This window comes from Calothrix sp. 336/3 (assembly GCF_000734895.2).
Lineage (GTDB): Bacteria > Cyanobacteriota > Cyanobacteriia > Cyanobacteriales > Nostocaceae > 336-3.
On record NZ_CP011382.1, the window covers coordinates 1476672 to 1495692 of the forward strand.

The window sequence follows — 19021 nt, forward strand, 5'->3', positions numbered from 1 at the left end:
ATTAAACTACAAAATCCTCTGTCACCACAAAACTATCAACCTGAATTTGAACACTAAATTGCGTACCAGGGCGAATCTTGAAGCGTTTAATTTGAATCATATTATCTTGCTCACGGGATTCTACAGACTGAATCATTTCCCCTGTGGAAGAGAGTAATTTTAAGCTGAGATGGGATGGTAAAGATAACTCTTGATTAAGGGTACGTAGTTGAATCCGTATACCAATTCTCCCATCTGTTTCTGTATCTAATCCGAGGATTAAAAATGCTTCCCCCTGGGGCAAATTGAGAGATTTCACCCGTCTGATGGTTGTATCTTCCTGTTCTGTGGGTTGTCGCAAATTAAAGGCTAAATTTGTATTATTCCCCAGTAAATTTTCCAGAGATTGCCAACTTTCCTCAAAACTATTTTGTAACCACTGACTGAGATTTGCCGCAACTTTAGCGGGGGCAAAATTACCTAGGGATGGGTTAACAAATCCTCTTTGACGCATTTGATAAAGATTTGCTCGCCAATTATCATTAGTGATGATTCCTGCCCACAGGGACAATGGTAACTCTAAACGGGGTTGGATAATTTCTGGGTTTGCTAATCGTGACAATAAATTTTCCGCTTGGGTTGCGGTGACGGGGGAAAAATTAGCAACGGGTACACGGGTGACTTCTGCGGAATTGAGCTGATTGACTACCCACAACACAGTTAAATCGGAAATCATTTCCTGGGCATCAATACTGTAGCTTTTATCACTAGAGTTATAACTGCCAGTAGTTTTTAATTGTTGGTGAGTAGTGTATCCCCAAACTCCCATAGATAATTCTTCTGGATTGATTTGTACTGCCAAATAATAGTCTCCCACTAGTTCGGGAATATCCACCCATTCCTGGGGTACTCGGAATTCACTGATATCCATGGATTTATCAGGCACGAGTATGAGGCGTTTTTCACCCCAGGTAATAGCTGTGCCATTGACTACCGACCACAAACTGGGTAGTAATGTTTGATTTAACGATACTCTTGCTGGGGATTGTTGTTCTGTTTCTAACCAAGGGAGAAAGGTTTGGTAACAAATTTGATTGAGATACTGTTGCCATTGTCCCAGAACTGTGGGTTGGGATTGACTTTGCTGCCAGGATTGTGTTGCTAAATCTGGGGAGATGGGTAACTCTAGCTGGGTAGGGGTATCAAGTAGAAATGTCATGGGTTTATGGAGTTGGGGATGATGTTTGGTAATGCACCTGCAACCATTCCTCTAGTATGGTGCTGATATACTTAACCACGTCGGAAGTGATGGGAATATGCAAGGTTTCCTGACTCCAACGGGTCAAGATAAGTAATAATGATTCCCGTGCTTTGGATAATTTCCGGGAGACTGTGTATTGTTGGATAGCCAATTCCTTGGCAATTTGCTGTTGTGTTAAGCCTTTTTGGTAATAAAGTTGCAGTAATTGTTGGGCGCTAGTATCGAGTTGAGTAATGGCAGCTTGTAACACTTTGTTAATTTGTGCTTTCTGTGCTTGACGTGTGATTTCCTCTTCTCGTTCAATTAATTCTGTCAATAGGGGTTGTTGCAAAGCATCCACAAGTTCATCTTGTAATTGTCCTTCCTCCTGTCCTGGTTTGGGGGAATTGAGGGATGATACTGAGGGATATAAATATTTACGCACTTGAGTGCCGCATTCGATTAACCATTTTTCCAAGGTGGGGGCAGTTACTTCCGCTCCTGGGGATGTGAGTTGGAGACGCATACGGTTGTAATTGCTCGCGATCGCCATCCAAGTACTAGGTTCTGGTGCGGGAGTTTGCCGTAGGTTTGGGGATTTGCGTGGTAAATGGATGGTAGTCAAACAAGTCCAAGCTAGGACATACTGTTCTATAGTTGCGGGATTTAGTCCAGCATTTTCTAGGGATTCTGTCAAGCGTTTGCGGCTGACTTTCATTAATAAACCCCAGTGATTACAAAAATCAGCTTCGCGGTTTTGGCGTAAATAATCCCGAATAATATTACCAAAAGCTCTGCTTGCATAGGCTTTGAGGCTGAGATTGACATCGGGATCGCAACTTTTGAGAATTTTCGGTACAGAGGCGATCGCCACTTGAAAAAAATCTGATACCTTATCATGGGAATCTGGCAAGCGTGGCATTAAATTATGCACAGTCCAATAACAGGATTCTTGCAAATAAGCAGACATATGTCCTAGGGGAATTGCAGGTTGTGGGGATTTTTGCCAAGATTTGTGCCAATAAACTGCCCAAAAATCTTCCCCAGTTGCTTCCGGATATTGGTTAACACAGACTTTGATACTGCGGTGTAGTCTTGCATCGGTTGTCCAACCTGCAAAGCGATCATCTGTAAACTGTAAAAAGGTAGAAAAAAGTTCAGTGATATTTTGACGAGGACGCATAATTCCCAATTAATCTATTTTTGCTAAATTTCTCAAATGTCTGCCATAGGCTGATACTGTATTAGTTTTGAAGGTTTCCCCTACCAAGGATTGCCAATGAGAGTAAATCCTGCCCAATAATAGGGGTGTGATAACTGACGACTATCAAGATTGACTATTTCCTCTGGGAGAGAATTACTGCCACGAATTGCGGGATTATTTTTTAAGGTGACTCGCTGTTTAATCATGGCAACTTGACTTTGCCGTAATGCTTCTGCCTTCAGGGGGTGGGATTTCAATTGGCGGTAAAATTGAGTCATCAAAGCCAGAGTTCCGGCATCATCCACAGACCAAATACTGGCGATCGCTGCTTTTGCTCCTGATTGTACAGCTAATCCTGCAAAACCTAACTCCGCTTTTCCATCCAGAGCAGTACGACAAGCACTCAAAACTAATAGTTGTACCCTCGGCTTCCTATACAATTCTAAACTTTTCAACTGATCCAAACGCACCTGTCTATCCCAAAACTGGATGTAGGATGTATCCACCGCACCAGGAGATAATTCTGCATGGGTTGCCAAATGTACAATATCAAAGCGCTGACTTACCCTTTGCTTCTTCAAATTTTCTAAGGTAAATTCCTGATTTAGCAAAGATTTTCCCTGCCACGGGTTACTAGTAATACTCGATAATTCCACGGGAACCGCAGGTAAGGGTTCCTGCTTCTCAAATTCCGATGCTCCCATCGCTAACACTTGAGCTTGGGAAATATTTGTATTTTGATAATCGAGTAAATTAAAGGCAGGAATAATTCCCAAACTATATTTTTCAATTAAAAATCTTTTGCCATCATAGATTGCTGCCAAGGGAACAGTCCGCAATCCTCCCCCTAAACAGAATAGTAAATTGTTAATTTTTTGTGCTTGTAATGCCGATTCTAAGGGTTCAATAATCCATGTATATAACTGTCTGCCATCACTCAAATATTCCTGAGGTTTTGAATCAGAATTAACAATGTCAGTGCGGAATTTACGTACTACATCTGATAAAGCTTCCCTTTTTGCGGCGGTAATGCGCTTATGGATAGGCAGTTTATCAGGTGTGACTAATATTAATTCCAGATGATTCGCTGTTGGTACTGCATATATTAGGGCACTTTTTTTACCTGTTTTTTTGGCAATACCCTGAAGAATACGACGAATTCGTGGAACTTCCAAGACTTGATTAGAAGGTAATTTTCCCCGGACATATTCTTCGTATTGCTGCTTCCAACCTAATTCAACGTGTTTGACAGCTGCATTAATATCTTGTTTATCCAGAAACCCCTTCAGAACCTCTGGTTGTAGACGGGAAGTGGGGATAGTGTCAGATTTTCCTGGAGGAGAAACAGCTTGGAGTGGTTGCGGGGGAAAATTGAGACTCTCAACACCAACCAGTGACAAACTGAATGCGAAGAATAGGGAAAAAGCAAATCCCAAGAAAGCGAATAAGGTTAGCTTGATTTTGTTCATATATACTTAAGCACACTTTACGCCCTCCTTTCCAGATTACAAAAAATATTGTCTTTTCTCACCTCCAACCTGCATAAAAACAGAAAACGTAACGTGTAGTCGCCAACATTTGGGATTTGACGAAAATCGGTTGACAGAAAACCCGGATTTCTCCGCTTGTTTTGTAAAGAAAGCTCAAAATCTGCTGCTTGGTTGCAAAAATTACCTCTGATTCTCTGCTGATAGTTGAATAACTCAAATAAGTTAACTCAACAATCTTACCTGTGACTTGCATAAACGAAAAAACACCAACGTGTAAGTCAGTAGGAAGTTGAATAACTCAAATAAGTTAACTCAACAATCTTATCTGTGACTTGCATAAACGAAAAAATAGCAACGTGTAAGTCAGTAGCTCAAATACTCAAAAGTACCAAGAATTTTTCTAGAGATTTAATCATGATTCGTAGAATTGCATCCTTAGCAACTTTAGCAGTTGTTGCTTCTCCCTTAGTCACAATTGCCAATGCACCCGCTCAAGCTCAAACATTACCCAAAGCACCTGTACTATTAGCTCAAAGTGCAGAGATATCCGTTCCTGTAACAGTTAATAATATTTCTGCATTAGAGAGAAAGATTGCAGGTGGTCATAGCGCAAAAGTTCGGTATACAGTTGCTCCTTTGCAAGGTGGTTTAGCGCTGAAGAAAATCAAAATTACATTGAAAGTTACCCTCAGAGATAATAAAGTACAAACAGGTATTTATGAAACTTCTAGTCCCAAATTGAGTGACACAATAGAAGTGAAAGCTCCCGGTGCAGTACTGCGAGCAGACGAAGAAGTGAAAACTGTAGAAGCGAAGGTAGAAGCAACAGCAACTAGAGCTTTTAATGGATTTGTTCTTGGTAAAGTGAATAATCCTAATCAGTTAGGAAACATTATTCAAACTCCTGGAGACCCAACAAAATTTCCCCAGAAAGTAAGTATTGTTAAACTAGATAAGCTGGCAAGAGCAGTTGGTGGTGGTCACAGCATTGATGTTAATTACAGTATTAATAATAAGCCAAGTAATGTATCCATATCACAAGTACGAGTGAAGGCAACATTTATTTTGGGTGATAACTCTGTGCAAGAAAATACTGATGTCTTTAACAATCCCAAAGTATCAGATACCGTGAACGTAAAAGCTAGAGGTTCTGTTGGTAAAGATGGTGAAGTGAAAAGATTAGAGATTCAAGTAGCTGCTGATGGTACGCAAACTTTCCTAGGAAGTAATACTAAAACTGAGTCTGCTGCCGAAGCTGCATCTTAATGCATATTTCTAGAGTTCCGTTACTAGCTGACATCTGCGCGTGGTGTAGCTAGTTGATACCAAGTTGTGTTTTGTCGTAGTAGTTTCTGAATAACCAGATTGCTTATCCCTCTTTTGTTACTACGAGGAGAGAAAAATACTATCTCTACTCTGAAAACTAAACAAAATAATGAATTGTGCGGTCGCGTCTTAATTTTGTCATTTAAATTCCTTTATTGAAAAAAGACGTAAATATAATAATTTCGGATTATTCTTTCCCCAAGGTAACAAAAGAGGGCTTATACCATTTCACGAAAATAGTGAAACAGATACAAACCCTGAAAGTCTGACTAGATAAGACTTTCTTAATTACGAATTACGTTAGCGTTAGCTCTCCCGCAGGGAGCATTACGAATTACGAATTGGTATTACCTTCCGTCGCAATGAAAGTATAGAGACTACTACCTCTGACAGCAAATTAGTATGAAAAATCGGGGTAAGGGTAAAAAATATGTTTCGTCTTTTTCCTGGTGCTTTCCCCATCATCAACCAAAATCTATTTTGTTAAAGGTTTATTGTTAATTATGCATTCCTTATCTTTGTGGAAAAGAGTTTTTTTAATGGGGGCGGTCGCCGTTTCGGCGGAGCTTAGCTCTATCGCCATAACTCCCATCACCATAACTCCAGCTTATGCCCAAAATCTATTATTGTCTCAATCACAAATCTTACCGGGTAATGTCGTCCGTCCCGAAATCATCCCAGGAGCACTTAAAGTCTCTTCTCCCACAGTCATCCCTGAGAATCTGTATAAGGTAAAAGTTATTTACAGAATGAGTGTGAGAACTAATACCCGACTCAGAAAAGTGATTATTGTCGCCAATTTTCAATTCCCTAATGGTCAAACTCACAAAGTCACACGGGAACTTACCAATAACCCAGGAGCGCAGGGAATTACCGACATAATTCTACCAGGAGTCAGGGCTGAAGCGGGTATTATTCCACGGGTATCTGTTACGGCAGATGGGGAACTCGTCCGCCTCGGAAGATGATAGACTGCTGACAGGAGTGGGGTAAAGGGTAAGAAAATACTGCTTTTCATAGAAATATTTGGCGATCGCCAAAAACTAACTTTTAATCCATTGCACCCCAAATCACTCATTACTCCCATACAGACTTGATATATCCCGTCTCTACTAATTACTCATCACTCATTACTCATTACTCATTACTTATTACTCACTCATCAATTAACTTCCTTCTTGGGATACTTCACCCAGGAAGTTATTTCTATGTGTATCCTGACTATCTGAGGTTTCAGCTGTGATTTGTTCGGGTAATCCACGAATCCGATTCATCTGCATTAATGCATACTTCGCTGTTGCTTGTACCTCCGTATCCCTATCCTCTGCTGCATGACATAGCATCTGACTAATTTGCGCCATCATGTCATAAACACGAGTTAAGTCTCGGATAGCATTTTGTCGCACTTGGGGACTTTCGTCTTGCAGAGAAACAGCTAAAGCACGATTCATCGGTTTGAGTGTGCGAATACCTATTTCCGAAATCGCTGCCAAAATTAGACTACGCTGTTGTGAGTCCGTATGACTCAGTAAATCTACTAGGGGTTGAACTGCTCTAGAGTCTCCCTGTTGACCTAAATCCCAGATAGCTTTCCGTCGTAGGTTGGGATCATGACTTGATAAATCTCCGATGAGTTCATCAATAATATTGACTTTAACAAGATGAGATGTGGTTGCTGGTGGTAGCAGTTTGGTAGCTGTATTTAAGGTTTCCTCCGGTTTCTCCTCTGGTGTTTCCTCTAGAGGTGATGGGGTGAATGCTGCTTGCGTCTGCGGTTCTACTTCTGTTTCAGAAGCTTCTAACTCTGTTTGTGTCGTTTTGCCAAAGAATTTCACCAGATACAATAGTAAACCCGTACCACCAATCAGGGCGATCGCCAAAAAAGACCACCAGAAAAAATTACGTTTTCCAGACTGGGGTTTTGCTGAGGGCTGAGGGCTAGGGGTTGTAGCAGTTAATACAGTAGATTTTTTTGCCTCTACAGCGGCCTGTAAGGACTGCTGAGTTTTAGTGCCAGCAATTCCATCCTGTTGTAAACCCTGAGATTTCTGGAATTTTGCTACAGCTTGTTTAGTACTATCACTGTAGTTACCATCTACAGAACCACTGAAATAACCCAACTCCTTGAGGTTCTCTTGGAGATTGCTGACATCTTTACCTTTACCACCAGGTTTAAGTATTTTGGATTGACTCACCGTAGCTTGTGCAGTCAAGCTATTGTTAATCTTGCTTGCTTGAGCGGGATTGAAACTGAAGCAAGTCACACAAGTAAAAACCAGGATTGCAGAATGGCATAACCTCATATCGCACGTCGCAGCCAGAAGGTGTGATTTATATTATCGATACCACGATAACTCCAACTAAGAGATAATGTTAACTTTTCTCTCAAGGAAACGCCATTATACCCAATCTACTGAGTAAAATTGATTCTTGATAAATCTGTAAAATCCCTGAGATATGCGGAGATATCTGTATGTGGTAGCAAAATCAGGTTGTTCATTACTGGGAGATTCAAGAAAACAAAATTTTCACCAGAGTATGGCGATCGCGAGATTCATCCGGAATCATATTTGGAGCAATTGTAGTCTCCGATATCAATATCTGATGTTCATCTCGACTTTAATCTCTTGTATCAATACTTTTATCAATAAATCTCACCACGCTGTTTCCTCGGTGTGGTTTTATATTTTTTTGGGATATTTTTATTTACCTTGGGGCTGAATCTTGCAACCTATCAACTAATTGTAGAATATTCTTCTCTATCTGCTTCAGTGCTAAGGGTGGTAGTGTGATATGGGCATCATGTACCAACCAATAGTCAATCTGATTTACCCATTCAGGGAATCTTTCTATCATTAATGGTCGATGTTCTTCTTCATCTAAGGCGATCGCTAGATTTGCAGTCTGAAAATCTTCTTCCTGTACCTGTTGGGGATAACGTTCCTCTGGGGTAATACTTATACCTCTGAGCTTTAATTCTAGTAATGCATACCGAGAAATTGCCCCCACATTATTGATTCCCCTCTCCAAGGCTAAAGCACGGGAATCCGCTCGCCAATTGAGTTCATGTTGAGCCGCAAAATGATTGAACAGATGCTCAGAAAAGCGACTGCGGTAGTAATTACCAGTACAGAGAAACAGAATTTTCTGCATATTTTCTCAGGAAAGACGGATTTAAGATACATCCAGATATACTTCAGTTTGGTACAGCAATAAAAGTCAAGAGTGTTACACTTGCAACTTACTCCTGGTGTGAATTAGAAACGTCTGTTATCCCATAAGCATTTCAAGGCTTAATTCACTACTCCCTACTCACTACTCATTACTCATTACTCCCTACTCAGCACTCCCTACTCCCTACTCATCTCCTGTGTATTTCTCTGTCAATTGGGGAAATATATCAAAAGCGATGAGTTTGAGGAGGATTTTTTCATGTTGAAAGTTGCCATCGGTCACAGCAATGACCCAGATTCGGATACAGCGATCGCAGAAATTCTAGAGGAATGCCATGTGCAACTATCAGGCGATCGCCCCAAAGCTGGTATTCTCTTCGCAGCACCAGATTTTGAACATGATTTGATTTTAAATAAAATTAATCAACGGTTTCCCGGCATTCAACTCATTGGTTGCACCTCGGATGGTGAAATTTCCTCAGTATTGGACTTTCAACAAGATTCCCTGAGTCTTATTCTATTTTGCTCTGACGATGTGGAATTTTACGCTACGGTAGGTCGTAATCTCTCCAAGAACCCTTGCTCTATTGCCAAGGAAACTGGGATTCTAGCCAAATCAAACATAAAATCTGAGCCGCAACTTTGCATTGCAGTCCCAGAAAGTCTTACCGTCAGTGGGGTAGAAATTTTAAATGGTCTGAAACAGGGGTTAGGGAGTCAGATTCCAATCATCGGTGGTACAGCTGGTGATCAATGGCAGTTTCAAGCAACATACCAGTTTTTTGGTAACGAAGTTCTTCAGGATTCTCTACCAATTCTGCTGCTATCTGGAAACCTCCATTGGGGTTATGGTGCATCTTCGGGATGGACACCCATTGGTACAAAAGGTATGGTGACAAAAGTCCATGGCAATGTGCTTTACGAAGTGGATGGACAACCTGCCTTAAATTTCTTCCAGAATTATTTAGGAAACATGCGTCCTTCTCCAGAATACCGACTGGCAGTATTTGAATCCGGTGGAGAAAATTGGTATATGCGGATATCTAATGGCAGTTACGATGGGGAAATGGGAAGTATTACCTTCTTTGCTGATATTCCGGAAGCAGCAGAAGTCCAGGTAGTTTCTGCGAATCGAGATGAGATTGTCAGTTCAGCTCAAACCTCAGCCAAAATAGCCTTAGAAAATTACACTGGTGAACACCCAGCAGTTGCCCTATTTTTCTCCTGTACAGGACGGATGCGAGTTTTAGGAACACGTACCAAAGAAGAATTCCAGGTTGTGAAACAAATTCTTCCCCCAGACATTCCCTGTTGTGGATTCTATACCTATGGAGAGATCACACCTTTACAACCAAAAAGTGAGTCGCAGTTCCATAACGAAACCTTTGTCACCTTGGTTTTAGGTGTGGAGTAAAGATTCCCCTCTAGCTGGGACTAAAAATTTATTATCCTCTAATACCAATTCGTAATGCTTCGCTCCCCAAGGAGCTGAGTTGCAAAGCGACACGCTACGCTAACGTAATTAAAAAAAATCCCGTTTTTACAAGGATTTTAGAGCTTAGATATGTTTCAGGATTTTCGTGAAATGGTATAAGGAATAGGTATTGTGGAGCAAGAGGAAATTAATCGATTAGTAAAAGCCAATCGTGTACTTGAAAAAAAATTGGCTCGTTCTGAATCTTTGCGACTGCATTTGGAAGAAGAACACGAAACTCAGAAACAGCGTCTGTATGAAGTTATTGAAGATTTAGAGCTATCGATTCAGGAATCTCGCAAAGCTCAAATGCGGTTGGTGCAAAACGAGAAAATGTCAGCTTTGGGTGTTTTGGTGGCTGGCATTGCCCATGAAATCAATAATCCTGTAAATTTTATTTATGGGAATATTAAATATATTACTAACTACACTGAGGATATTCTCAAACTGCTTTATTTATATCAGCAGCATTTTCAAGGAAAACTGCCAGCTATTACTCACCTAGAGCAGGATATTGACCTGGATTTTATTAGTGATGACCTTCCTAGAGTTGTAGAATCTATGACTATGGGAGCAGAAAGGATAAAACAAATTGTCCTCTCCCTGCGTAATTTCTCACGGATGGATGAGGCTGAATTTAAAACAGTAGATTTGCATGAGGGATTGGAAAGTACCTTAGTGATTCTTGGTCATCGACTCAAGACAAACGGGGATATTCCAGAAATTAAAATTATTAAAGATTACAGTGCATTACCTGCGGTTGAGTGTTATGCAGGACAACTGAATCAGGTATTTATGAATATTTTAGCCAATGCTATTGATGCGCTACGGGAGAAGGGTCATAGAGAACCTTGGATTGCGATCGCCACTAGTGTGCAGAACAATCGCGTCCGTATCCAATTTCGAGATAATGGAGTTGGGATTCCCCCGGCGATCGCGGAGCGAATTTTTGACCCCTTTTTTACCACCAAACCTGTGGGACAGGGGACGGGGATGGGGATGTCTATTAGTTATCAAATCATCACACAAAAACATGGAGGTGAGATATTTTTTGTCTCTACTCCAGGAGTAGGAACCGAATTTACCCTGGAGTTACCTATTCAGCAAACTGAGAAACTTCCAAACCTATCCCCTCTAATTTCTAGCAATCAACATCAGCTTTAAATTTTCCCATCATCAAACCTATTCTGGTAAAGCTTCTGCTTCCGACTTTCTCACAGACACAGTCGCGGGATGAAGATGGGGTGCTTCAGCAGTTACTTCCGCAACTCTTACCTGTGGTTTATCTGATGCTAAGTTATCCCGTTGATTAATTAAATAGATACTAATGAGAGTTAAACCTACTCCCATCCATTGCACGGTGCTAAGGGTTTCATGGAGCAGCAAATTACCAAAAACTAGGGCAAAAACTGGTGTCAGAAAAGTCAGAGAACTGAGACTGGTTAAGCTGCCACTGGACGCAAAATAGAAAAATAAAGCGTAGGCGATCGCGCTCCCAAAAACTGTGGCATAGGCTAAAGCTACCCAATCATGAGTGACTAAATTTACCCATTGCTGGGACTCCATCACCCCAGAAATACCCCACAAAGGCAAGCCACCAATAATCATATGCCAGCCCGTAGCCGTTACTGGGTCAGCATAACGACAGACAAAACGGATAATCACTGTTCCTAACGCCATACTTAAAGCAGCTAGTAACATCAGCCACTCACCACTTGACCAAAGCGTTTGAAGAGAGAAATTACTAGCCACTGCTAGGGGAGAAGTCTCTGGGGAAAATAACCCTAAAATCAAATCGTCAGGTAAGCCAATTAAACTAATCCCTGAAACCCCCAAAGCTAAACCTAACCATCCCCACAAGCCGATTTTATCTTGAAACAACCAAGCAGACATCAAAGCCACTGCCAGAGGTTGGGAGTCAATCATCACCGAGCCTAAACCCGCTCCTGTTCTCATCAACCCCTCTGCCAAAAAACCCTGAAACAATGCTCCATCCACCAAGGCAAAAAGACTAATCCATAACCACGCCAACCATCCCCTAGGTTGGGGTCTACCCATGAATGCCGATGCCATTAAAATTAACATCCCTGCCGGCACTAAACGAATCCCCGCCATAAATAGGGGTGTTGTATGGGGTATAACTCCTTTCATTGCTACCATTGCCGTTCCCCAAAGGAAAAATGGCGCAATTAATAGCAATGGAGCCAGGGGAAGCTTAGATGCACTAGCTTTCAACTGCATGGGATTACGGACGTTTTAACAAACGTGAGAATTGTTTTACCTAATTTTACCGAATTATTTCGTTTTGTGAAGGCAAAAATACTCATGTTCTTCTGGGTTGGGTGTTATGGCAGTGAACAGAGAACAGTGAACTAGACATCTTCTAAAATGAGTAAAGACGTTCCGGCGGAACGTCTCTACCAAAGGTTTCGGGTAATGCATGATTAAATTCGGTCGATGTCTATTGTCCGACGAACTGGACTTGCACACCATCGTTATCGTAGCCTGAGGGGGCTGGTTGAATTTGGATAATATTCGGCGATCGCCCCGGTTGAGTTTCACTGTCTCCTAGCTGCCACTTTTCCTCTGTCTTGCCAGTGATATTTTCTGGATTTTTTTGGAAGAAAAACTGGGAAAAGTCACCTTCAGAGCTTCTCTTATTGATACCGTTTAACGATTCGCCGGACAAAGTATAGTTATTAACTGAATTTCCTGGTGCCTCTTGGGCATTCACTGCGGTAGATAGAGTTGTAGTGACTGCCATTATCCCCAAGATAGACAGATACTTACTGATCATTTTCATCACCCTGTTGCTATTGGGTCCCTTGACCAATATTATAGAAGCCATTTCAGAGCTTGGTCAAAGATTATAGTCAGGGGAAAAATAGTCTACGGTGTGGATTTTTGTGCCGCTAGGTGAGCAATTTGAGTCCGAGCATTGGCGATCGCCTCTGTTAAACCTTCCCCTCCGATTTCTTCGTTTTCCATTTCTACCAATGAAATATCGGTAATACCAATAAAACTGAAAAGTTTTTCTAGATAAGGGGTTTGAAAATTCCACAGTTCGTATTGTCCACCCATGCTAAAGCCAGAACCCCCCCGTGCAGCGATAATAAACATTTTTTTCCCTAACACAAGCGGTTTATAAGGGTTAGTGGAATCTTCTGGTGTAAAGGCAAAGGTTCGACCAATCCGCACAATGTGGTCAATATAAGCCTTGAGGGCACTGGGAATGCTGAAATTATACATGGGAGTGCCAATAACATAAATATCGGCAGCAAGGAATTCATCTACTAATTGATCACTAAGTTGAATCGCTTCCTTGAGTTCTGGTGTCAGCTGTTCTGGTGGGGAATATGCAGCAGCAATCCAAGCTTCATCGATATGGGGAAGGGGATTTCTACCCACATCTCGATAGGTGACTGTATCGTGAGGATGATTTGTTTTCCAAGTCTCAACGAATTCCCCTGAAAGTCTGCGGGAATGAGAGCGCTGACTGCGGGGACTAGCATCGATGTGTAGTAAATTTGCCATGGATAATTGCCAAATTTCTTGCAAATTGCTGACTATCCCAGCTTAAAAAAATCCCTCATCCCTAGCTATCACAATCCTGTGGTAATTTTACAATCTTGCGGATAAATTGGCAAATTTTTTCCTAGGAGCAATCTAGGAAAGTCAATAAAATAAGAGTGAGAAATAAGTGGGGGAGATGCATGGATTTAGCTAGAGCAACGCCACAAACTACCAACCTATCTAGTAAAAATCGCGGTTGGGAAAATATTCTAGTTGAGCAACACCAACATCCTCCTGGTGAAGCAAGTTGCCATTATCCCCATGAACACACAATTTATTTGTCCCTCGCATCCCGTCCCGTTGTCTTGCAGCACACCCAAGCAGGGAAGACTTACAAGGGATTATATGGCAAGGGTGATATTTCGATTTCACCTGTGGATGTGCCTTTTTCCTGTCGTTGGGATGCTGACGATCGCTTCTTACAAATCTGCATCTCTGCAACTTTTATGGATAGTGTTGCCAAGGAAAATATTGATCGCGATCGCCTGGAATTAATCCCCCAATTTCGCACACGGGATTCTCAAATTGAAGCAATTGGGATGATGTTGCTGACTGAACTGCAACAGGAAAATATGGGTTCAAGTTTGTATGTCGAATCCTTGACAAATCTGCTGGCAGTGCATTTGCTCAGACAATACACAACTTTCAAGGTGAATCTGGGAACTTATACCGGTGGATTGCCTCAAAACCAGATGATGCAAGTATTGGAATATATCGATTCATCTCTGCATGAAGATATTAAGCTGGCAGATTTAGCTGCATTGTTGGATATGAGCCAATTTCATTTTAGCCATCTGTTTAAACAGTCAATGGGAATTGCTCCCTACCAATACTTGCTTCAACAACGCATAGAACGGGCAAAACTGTTACTCAAACAAAGCGATCGCTCGATTATAGAAATTGCTTTCGATTGTGGATTTAGCAGCCACAGTCATTTAAGTAAACAGTTTCGCCAGTGGACGGGAATGACACCAAAGGCTTATCGAGTCAATTAAATAACTATAACCCTTATGGTATGTAATGACCTTGCTCCGCAATGACAAATCATTCCTAAAATCAGCAATACCACAAATTCAATACACAACAACTTAAGTAGAACGGCTTAAATAATTCACGCTATGTCATTGCGAATGAAACGTTCGCGTAGCGTGTCGCTTTGCGACTCAGTGGAATGAAGCAATCGCAACGGTTTTGACGATTTTACAATCTGTTACATAGTTAGGTTTATTCTCACCGACTTACTTATTGCTTACAGAATAGTTCAACTCTGCGTTTTTCTAATTCTTCAGGTGAAACATTTTCCTGATGAGTTGCAATCCACCACAAACCTCCAGCAGGATCTTTCACCAGCGCAGCGCGATCGCCATAGAACTCGTCTTTGGGTTCCATAACCGAGATTGCACCTGCTCCAATTGCACGCTCATACATTACGTCAGCATTTTCAACATATAGGTGAATCATGCTGGGAATTGCCTGGAAATCCTCCCTTGCTTCACTCATCATGACGAATGAGTCACCAATTTTCAGCTCCGCGTGCATAATCGAGCCATCTGGATGCATGACACGATAAACTTCCGTAGCTGCAAATCCCTGCTTGAGAAACTCGATGAGGCTCTCTGTCCCTTCTACAATCAGGTAGGGCGTAACGGTATGATATCCTTCTGGAATTGCTTGAACTGACATCATTTTCACCTCCGACTAGCTAGAACATTTGTATTATAGTTCAAAGTAACTAGTTTGATGACAATCTTAAAAATCTGTATCAATAGTTGCGCAAAGGCAGGGTGCAATACTAATTCGCAATGCCTAGCGGAGCGAAGAGCTACACTAAGCTCATATATATGCTTTTGAGAAAGCGCTGGAATTACTCGATACAATTCTGGGTGTCGTACGTCTCCTCGTCCCAGTGTTTGATTCTGATTATCAAATAAAGTGCGTAAGTCCTATATATAGTCAATGCATAAACATATAAATAACTATGGGTTAACTAGGTAAACCTATTAATAAATAATTCAGCATAATACATACAGTATAGGAGTAGGGGGAAAGATAATTTGCCGATTTCTACATACAACAAGTTATATTGCAAGTTATTGCGGACATGATATCACTTCATTACTCAATCAATACTTTCAACGGTGTTTAACTAGAGGTAGAAGTTAAGCATTTGTAATTTAGGGATATGAATTGAGGATAAGCGTATTGAATAGTACATTCAATACTTCACTCTAGCTGGAAGCACTGGTGTAAAAACGCAGGGCAAAACGCCAGAACCAAATAGAAACTAGAAATAATCCCAAAGCGAGAAAACCTGAGCTAAGTAGCCAATTTAATTGACTTCTACCTAACATCACCTCTGCGGGGATTGTGGTTAAAAAAGCGACAGGAACAATAAAGGTAAAAAAGAAACGATATGCTACGGGATAGGCAATCATGGGATACCTGCCTGCTTCTAATAAACCCCGTAAAACTTCAGTCACATTGTAGATTTTGACAAACCAAATACTTGTGGCTCCGAGGATAAACCATAAGCTATACAGCATAACGAAGCCGAAAAATAAAGGTATGATGCTGAGAAAATAATCGCTGGTTTGTAAACCTAATCTTGTGCCGGCGTAGCTAATTAATAGACAGCCAAAAAATAAATCTGGTAGTCCCCAGGGGGAGAAGGTGTGAGTCGAAAGCCAAAATTGACTGGGGATGGGTTTGAGGAGAACAAAATCCAGGGTTCCTTGCTGTACCTGACTGACAATACGGTTGAGGTTGGGTGCAAGAAATGTGGCAGAGAATCCTTGCAGTAAGGTGAAAATACCTAAAACTATGAGAGCGGCTTCCCAAGACCAACCACTGAATCTGTATCCTTTGTTGTAGAAGAGGAAGAGTCCAAATAAGCTGCCTGCAAGGTTACCAATGCTACTGAGAGCAGCTAGAAGAAAATTGATGCGGTACTCCATTTCAGCAGCGATCGCTGTACTCCAAAATAGTCCGATTAATCTGAGGTATTTTGACATAGGAGGAAAAATTGTGAGATTATTCAAGAGTCTCGCCATGGCGATCGCCAGTGAATTACTTCATCAGCAGAGCAATTTGCTTACCACTTTCATCTACCACAGTTAAAGGTAATTTGTTTTGTTTTTCTTTCCTGGGTAAATTGATAATTTGTACACCCTTACCCACGGGTTTAACTACCATAATATAACGATTATTTTGCCACTGAATCTTTGTCACTCTGTGCAGTAGGATATACACCCTAGCTATTTTTCCAGAGTTAATTTCCACAACTGATTTATCACAGGTAGAGCGACGCACCGGGTTAGGTTTTTTCCATAATCCAGAAAAGTTGTTGATGTCAAAAGTGCCACTACCACCGGGATAGGTAGTAAAGGCGAAAATATTATGTTTCCAATAATCTCCACCTAGTTGATTGATTTTATCTTGGGAGTAGCGGTTGGAGAGTTGCTGAAGGTGTTGTTTTTGTTCCTTTGCTGAGGGACGTACCCAAGTTTGGGATTCTCCACAAACATTAAACTTAATTTCACTAGAAGCGGTATTTGCTAGGGAACCTGGAACTAGTACCAAATTCTGACTAGCAATCATTAGGGATAGGGAATAAAAGCTGGTTTTCTGGCTAAGGAGATAATTGCACATATCAGGGAAACTTAATCTTCAACTGATTCAGGATTATTGAAGAATAGTAACCTAATTGCCAGAATTGCAAAACCCACAGCAGCGATCGCCTTTAAAATCCTAGTTGGTAATACCTCTGCTACTGCTCCTCCCGCGATCGCCCCTAGTAAACTTGTTAATAACAATGCTCCTGCTGTACCAAAGAATACCGCACGGGTGGACTGACCGCGACCTGAAAGGGCGATCGCCGCTAATTGACTTTTATCACCTAATTCCGATAAAAATACTGTGATAAAGCTGATTCCTAATAAATGCCAGTTCATATATGGGGAATGGGTAAGGGAAATTATAAGTAATGAGTGATGAGTAGTGAATTCAGTCTTGAAACCCTTATAGGATAAGAGGCGTTTCTAATTCACATCAGGTGTAAATTATTAACCGAAAATCACATCTCCAAATAGCATCACGGAGATAATTAGTAACATAATCCCGGCTGCTGTCTCCACGGTTTTCGGTGCTAGACGAGTCGATATCCAGCTACCTAACAATACACCCAGAAGGCTTGTAGTGATTAATGCTGCTCCAGAGCCTAGAAAAACTACCCAAGGCTGATGGGATTCTGCGCTCATTAACAGAGTTGATAATTGGGTTTTATCACCGATTTCCGCTAAAAATATGGTGACAAAAGTTGTCGCAAAGGTGACAATTACAGGCTCTCGCTTTGGTAAAGTTGTAGTCACAGTTGGCAGTTCACCATGGGCGAGAGAGCTACGCTCCGCCGAAGCGGCGAACGCAGTTTCCCCAGATTCTTCGGTTGCAATAAAATTTACAGGTGCGGTGTCAAGTTTCACAATCTTCAGAGACATTTTTCATATTTCTTTCATTTTCTCTGATGAACACCACAAAAAGCAAGAGGTTTCGGCGACACCGTATCACCAACGGTCAAGAATTAACTCCCGAACCAAGCAAGGGAAGCTTTTGGCGGGAGTTGGGGCAAAAATTCTTAATTCTCGGCTTTTACTGTGTTTTTCAATAGAAAAGCTTTAAACCACTAGTACCGGGTGACTAAAATAAACCACCTATTCCAAATTTCTGAAACACTTGCAGCAAAGTAATTACGTTAGCGTCGCTCTCCCGCAGGAGGCATTACGAATTACGAATTACGAATTACGAATTACGAATTACGAATTACGAATTACGAATTACGCATAGCGGTACTAGCTTTCTTGGGGTATAAACTTTAAGGAAACCCCATTCATACAATAGCGTAGACCAGTGGGAGCCGGACCATCGTTAAAAACGTGTCCTAGGTGTCCTCCACAGCGATCGCAATGTACTTCTACCCTTTTCATAAAAAATGATTTGTCAACGGATGTCCCCACTTTCCCCTCGATGGGAGCATAAAAACTGGGCCATCCTGTACCACTATTAAATTTAGTCTCCGATGTAAACAGAGGTGAACCACACCCCGCACAGACGTAAGTTCCAGGGGCATAATTTTTGTCTAGGGGACTAGTACCAGCACGCTCTGTACCATGTTGCCGTAAAACACGAAACTGCTCTGGTGTCAGAATTGTTTGCCATTCTGCGTCTGTTTTTGTGATTTCGTATTCTTTGTTGACTTTTGCCATAACCTGTGTATTCCCACGGACGTAACGTAATAACCAAAATGCACCGATACTTGCAGCGATCAATTTGAGAAAGTCTCGCTTTTTCATTTGTCTTTATTCTTTGCACAACAGAGTTGCACAACTTATTGTAAATTTACCATTTAATAAACTTCATCATGACTGCCAATATCAATCAATAAAATCACCATTTCTAACAATTTCTCATCCTCCGACAAATTAAAGATAATTCTACAATCATAAGTAACAGAGCAAGACCACAATTTCGCTAATTTTGCTGTCAATTTATGAGACTTCAAAGACGGTG

At 41.3% G+C, this 19021-nt stretch carries 20 protein-coding genes; 6 read left to right on the forward strand and 14 right to left on the reverse strand.

From position 1 onward, the window contains the following. Window position 1: 1 nt before the first annotated feature. The 3 genes from IJ00_RS05820 to IJ00_RS05830 all read right to left on the reverse strand — a co-directional run bounded on the left by IJ00_RS05820 (window position 2) and on the right by IJ00_RS05830 (window position 3892). Window positions 2-1198 carry a DUF1822 family protein gene (locus tag IJ00_RS05820; protein WP_035150922.1) on the reverse strand — a complete coding sequence of 399 codons (1197 nt, stop codon included), beginning with the start codon at window positions 1196-1198 and terminating at the stop codon, window positions 2-4. Window positions 1199-1202: 4 nt separating this feature from the next. Further along, entirely contained in the window at window positions 1203-2402 is a 1200-nt protein-coding gene (locus IJ00_RS05825) for a sigma-70 family RNA polymerase sigma factor (RefSeq protein ID WP_035150925.1), read from the reverse strand. A gap of 80 nt (window positions 2403-2482) precedes the next feature. Further along, complete coding sequence (locus IJ00_RS05830; protein ID WP_035150928.1) at window positions 2483-3892, reverse strand: CHAT domain-containing protein; 1410 nt, start codon at window positions 3890-3892, stop codon at window positions 2483-2485. Window positions 3893-4327: 435 nt separating this feature from the next. On the opposite strand from IJ00_RS05830, the gene IJ00_RS05840 reads away from it, so the two are divergent. Together IJ00_RS05840 and IJ00_RS05845 are read left to right on the forward strand one after the other, a co-directional pair. After that, entirely contained in the window at window positions 4328-5179 is an 852-nt protein-coding gene (locus IJ00_RS05840) for a hypothetical protein (RefSeq protein WP_035150934.1), read from the forward strand. 563 nt (window positions 5180-5742) lie between these two features. After that, a complete protein-coding gene (locus IJ00_RS05845) occupies window positions 5743-6207 on the forward strand; it encodes a hypothetical protein (RefSeq protein ID WP_168163426.1) in 465 nt (154 codons plus the stop codon). Between the two features lie 198 nt (window positions 6208-6405). Here IJ00_RS05845 and IJ00_RS05850 read toward each other — a convergent pair whose 3' ends face one another. Together IJ00_RS05850 and IJ00_RS05855 are read right to left on the reverse strand one after the other, a co-directional pair. Next, on the reverse strand, window positions 6406-7503 hold the full coding sequence (locus IJ00_RS05850; RefSeq protein ID WP_046814728.1) for a peptidoglycan-binding protein: 1098 nt from the start codon (window positions 7501-7503) through the stop codon (window positions 6406-6408). Window positions 7504-7945: 442 nt separating this feature from the next. Next, window positions 7946-8392, reverse strand: coding sequence for a low molecular weight phosphatase family protein (locus IJ00_RS05855; protein ID WP_035150939.1), 447 nt, complete (start codon window positions 8390-8392; stop codon window positions 7946-7948). 279 nt (window positions 8393-8671) lie between these two features. Here IJ00_RS05855 and IJ00_RS05860 point away from each other — a divergent pair, with 279 nt between their 5' ends. After that, the gene (locus IJ00_RS05860) at window positions 8672-9826 is read left to right on the forward strand and encodes an FIST signal transduction protein (protein WP_035150944.1); all 1155 of its coding nucleotides are present in this window, start codon (window positions 8672-8674) and stop codon (window positions 9824-9826) included. Window positions 9827-10018: 192 nt separating this feature from the next. Then, entirely contained in the window at window positions 10019-11050 is a 1032-nt protein-coding gene (locus IJ00_RS05865) for a sensor histidine kinase (protein WP_238178442.1), read from the forward strand. A gap of 18 nt (window positions 11051-11068) precedes the next feature. On the opposite strand, the gene IJ00_RS05870 is transcribed toward IJ00_RS05865, so the two are convergent. The 3 genes from IJ00_RS05870 to IJ00_RS05880 form a co-directional block, all read right to left on the reverse strand. Further along, window positions 11069-12127 carry a DMT family transporter gene (locus tag IJ00_RS05870; RefSeq protein WP_035150946.1) on the reverse strand — a complete coding sequence of 353 codons (1059 nt, stop codon included), beginning with the start codon at window positions 12125-12127 and terminating at the stop codon, window positions 11069-11071. A 220-nt stretch (window positions 12128-12347) separates the two neighbouring features. Beyond that, complete coding sequence (locus tag IJ00_RS05875) at window positions 12348-12689, reverse strand: hypothetical protein (protein ID WP_168163427.1); 342 nt, start codon at window positions 12687-12689, stop codon at window positions 12348-12350. 86 nt (window positions 12690-12775) lie between these two features. Continuing rightward, window positions 12776-13420 (reverse strand): FMN-dependent NADH-azoreductase, encoded by a 645-nt coding sequence (locus tag IJ00_RS05880; protein WP_035150947.1) that lies wholly within the window; start codon window positions 13418-13420, stop codon window positions 12776-12778. Window positions 13421-13599: 179 nt separating this feature from the next. Here IJ00_RS05880 and IJ00_RS05885 point away from each other — a divergent pair, with 179 nt between their 5' ends. Then, window positions 13600-14454, forward strand: coding sequence for an AraC family transcriptional regulator (locus IJ00_RS05885; RefSeq protein ID WP_035150949.1), 855 nt, complete (start codon window positions 13600-13602; stop codon window positions 14452-14454). Window positions 14455-14701: 247 nt separating this feature from the next. Here IJ00_RS05885 and IJ00_RS05890 read toward each other — a convergent pair whose 3' ends face one another. The 5 genes from IJ00_RS05890 to IJ00_RS05910 form a co-directional block, all read right to left on the reverse strand. After that, window positions 14702-15145 (reverse strand): VOC family protein, encoded by a 444-nt coding sequence (locus tag IJ00_RS05890; RefSeq protein WP_238178443.1) that lies wholly within the window; start codon window positions 15143-15145, stop codon window positions 14702-14704. Window positions 15146-15687: 542 nt separating this feature from the next. After that, window positions 15688-16470, reverse strand: coding sequence for an ABC transporter permease (locus IJ00_RS05895; RefSeq protein WP_035158511.1), 783 nt, complete (start codon window positions 16468-16470; stop codon window positions 15688-15690). A 55-nt stretch (window positions 16471-16525) separates the two neighbouring features. Beyond that, window positions 16526-17056: a hypothetical protein gene (locus IJ00_RS05900; RefSeq protein ID WP_035150953.1), complete on the reverse strand. Its 531-nt coding sequence runs from the start codon at window positions 17054-17056 to the stop codon at window positions 16526-16528. A gap of 62 nt (window positions 17057-17118) precedes the next feature. Continuing rightward, window positions 17119-17409: a TMEM165/GDT1 family protein gene (locus IJ00_RS05905; protein WP_035150955.1), complete on the reverse strand. Its 291-nt coding sequence runs from the start codon at window positions 17407-17409 to the stop codon at window positions 17119-17121. Window positions 17410-17520: 111 nt separating this feature from the next. Further along, window positions 17521-17952, reverse strand: coding sequence for a TMEM165/GDT1 family protein (locus IJ00_RS05910; RefSeq protein ID WP_201782671.1), 432 nt, complete (start codon window positions 17950-17952; stop codon window positions 17521-17523). Window positions 17953-17978: 26 nt separating this feature from the next. On the opposite strand from IJ00_RS05910, the gene IJ00_RS28775 reads away from it, so the two are divergent. Continuing rightward, the gene (locus IJ00_RS28775) at window positions 17979-18122 is read left to right on the forward strand and encodes a hypothetical protein (RefSeq protein ID WP_168163428.1); all 144 of its coding nucleotides are present in this window, start codon (window positions 17979-17981) and stop codon (window positions 18120-18122) included. Between the two features lie 181 nt (window positions 18123-18303). Here the strand turns inward: IJ00_RS28775 and msrB are convergent, their stop codons facing one another. Beyond that, window positions 18304-18804: a peptide-methionine (R)-S-oxide reductase MsrB gene (gene msrB, locus IJ00_RS05915; RefSeq protein ID WP_035150957.1), complete on the reverse strand. Its 501-nt coding sequence runs from the start codon at window positions 18802-18804 to the stop codon at window positions 18304-18306. Between the last annotated feature and the right edge of the window lie 217 nt (window positions 18805-19021).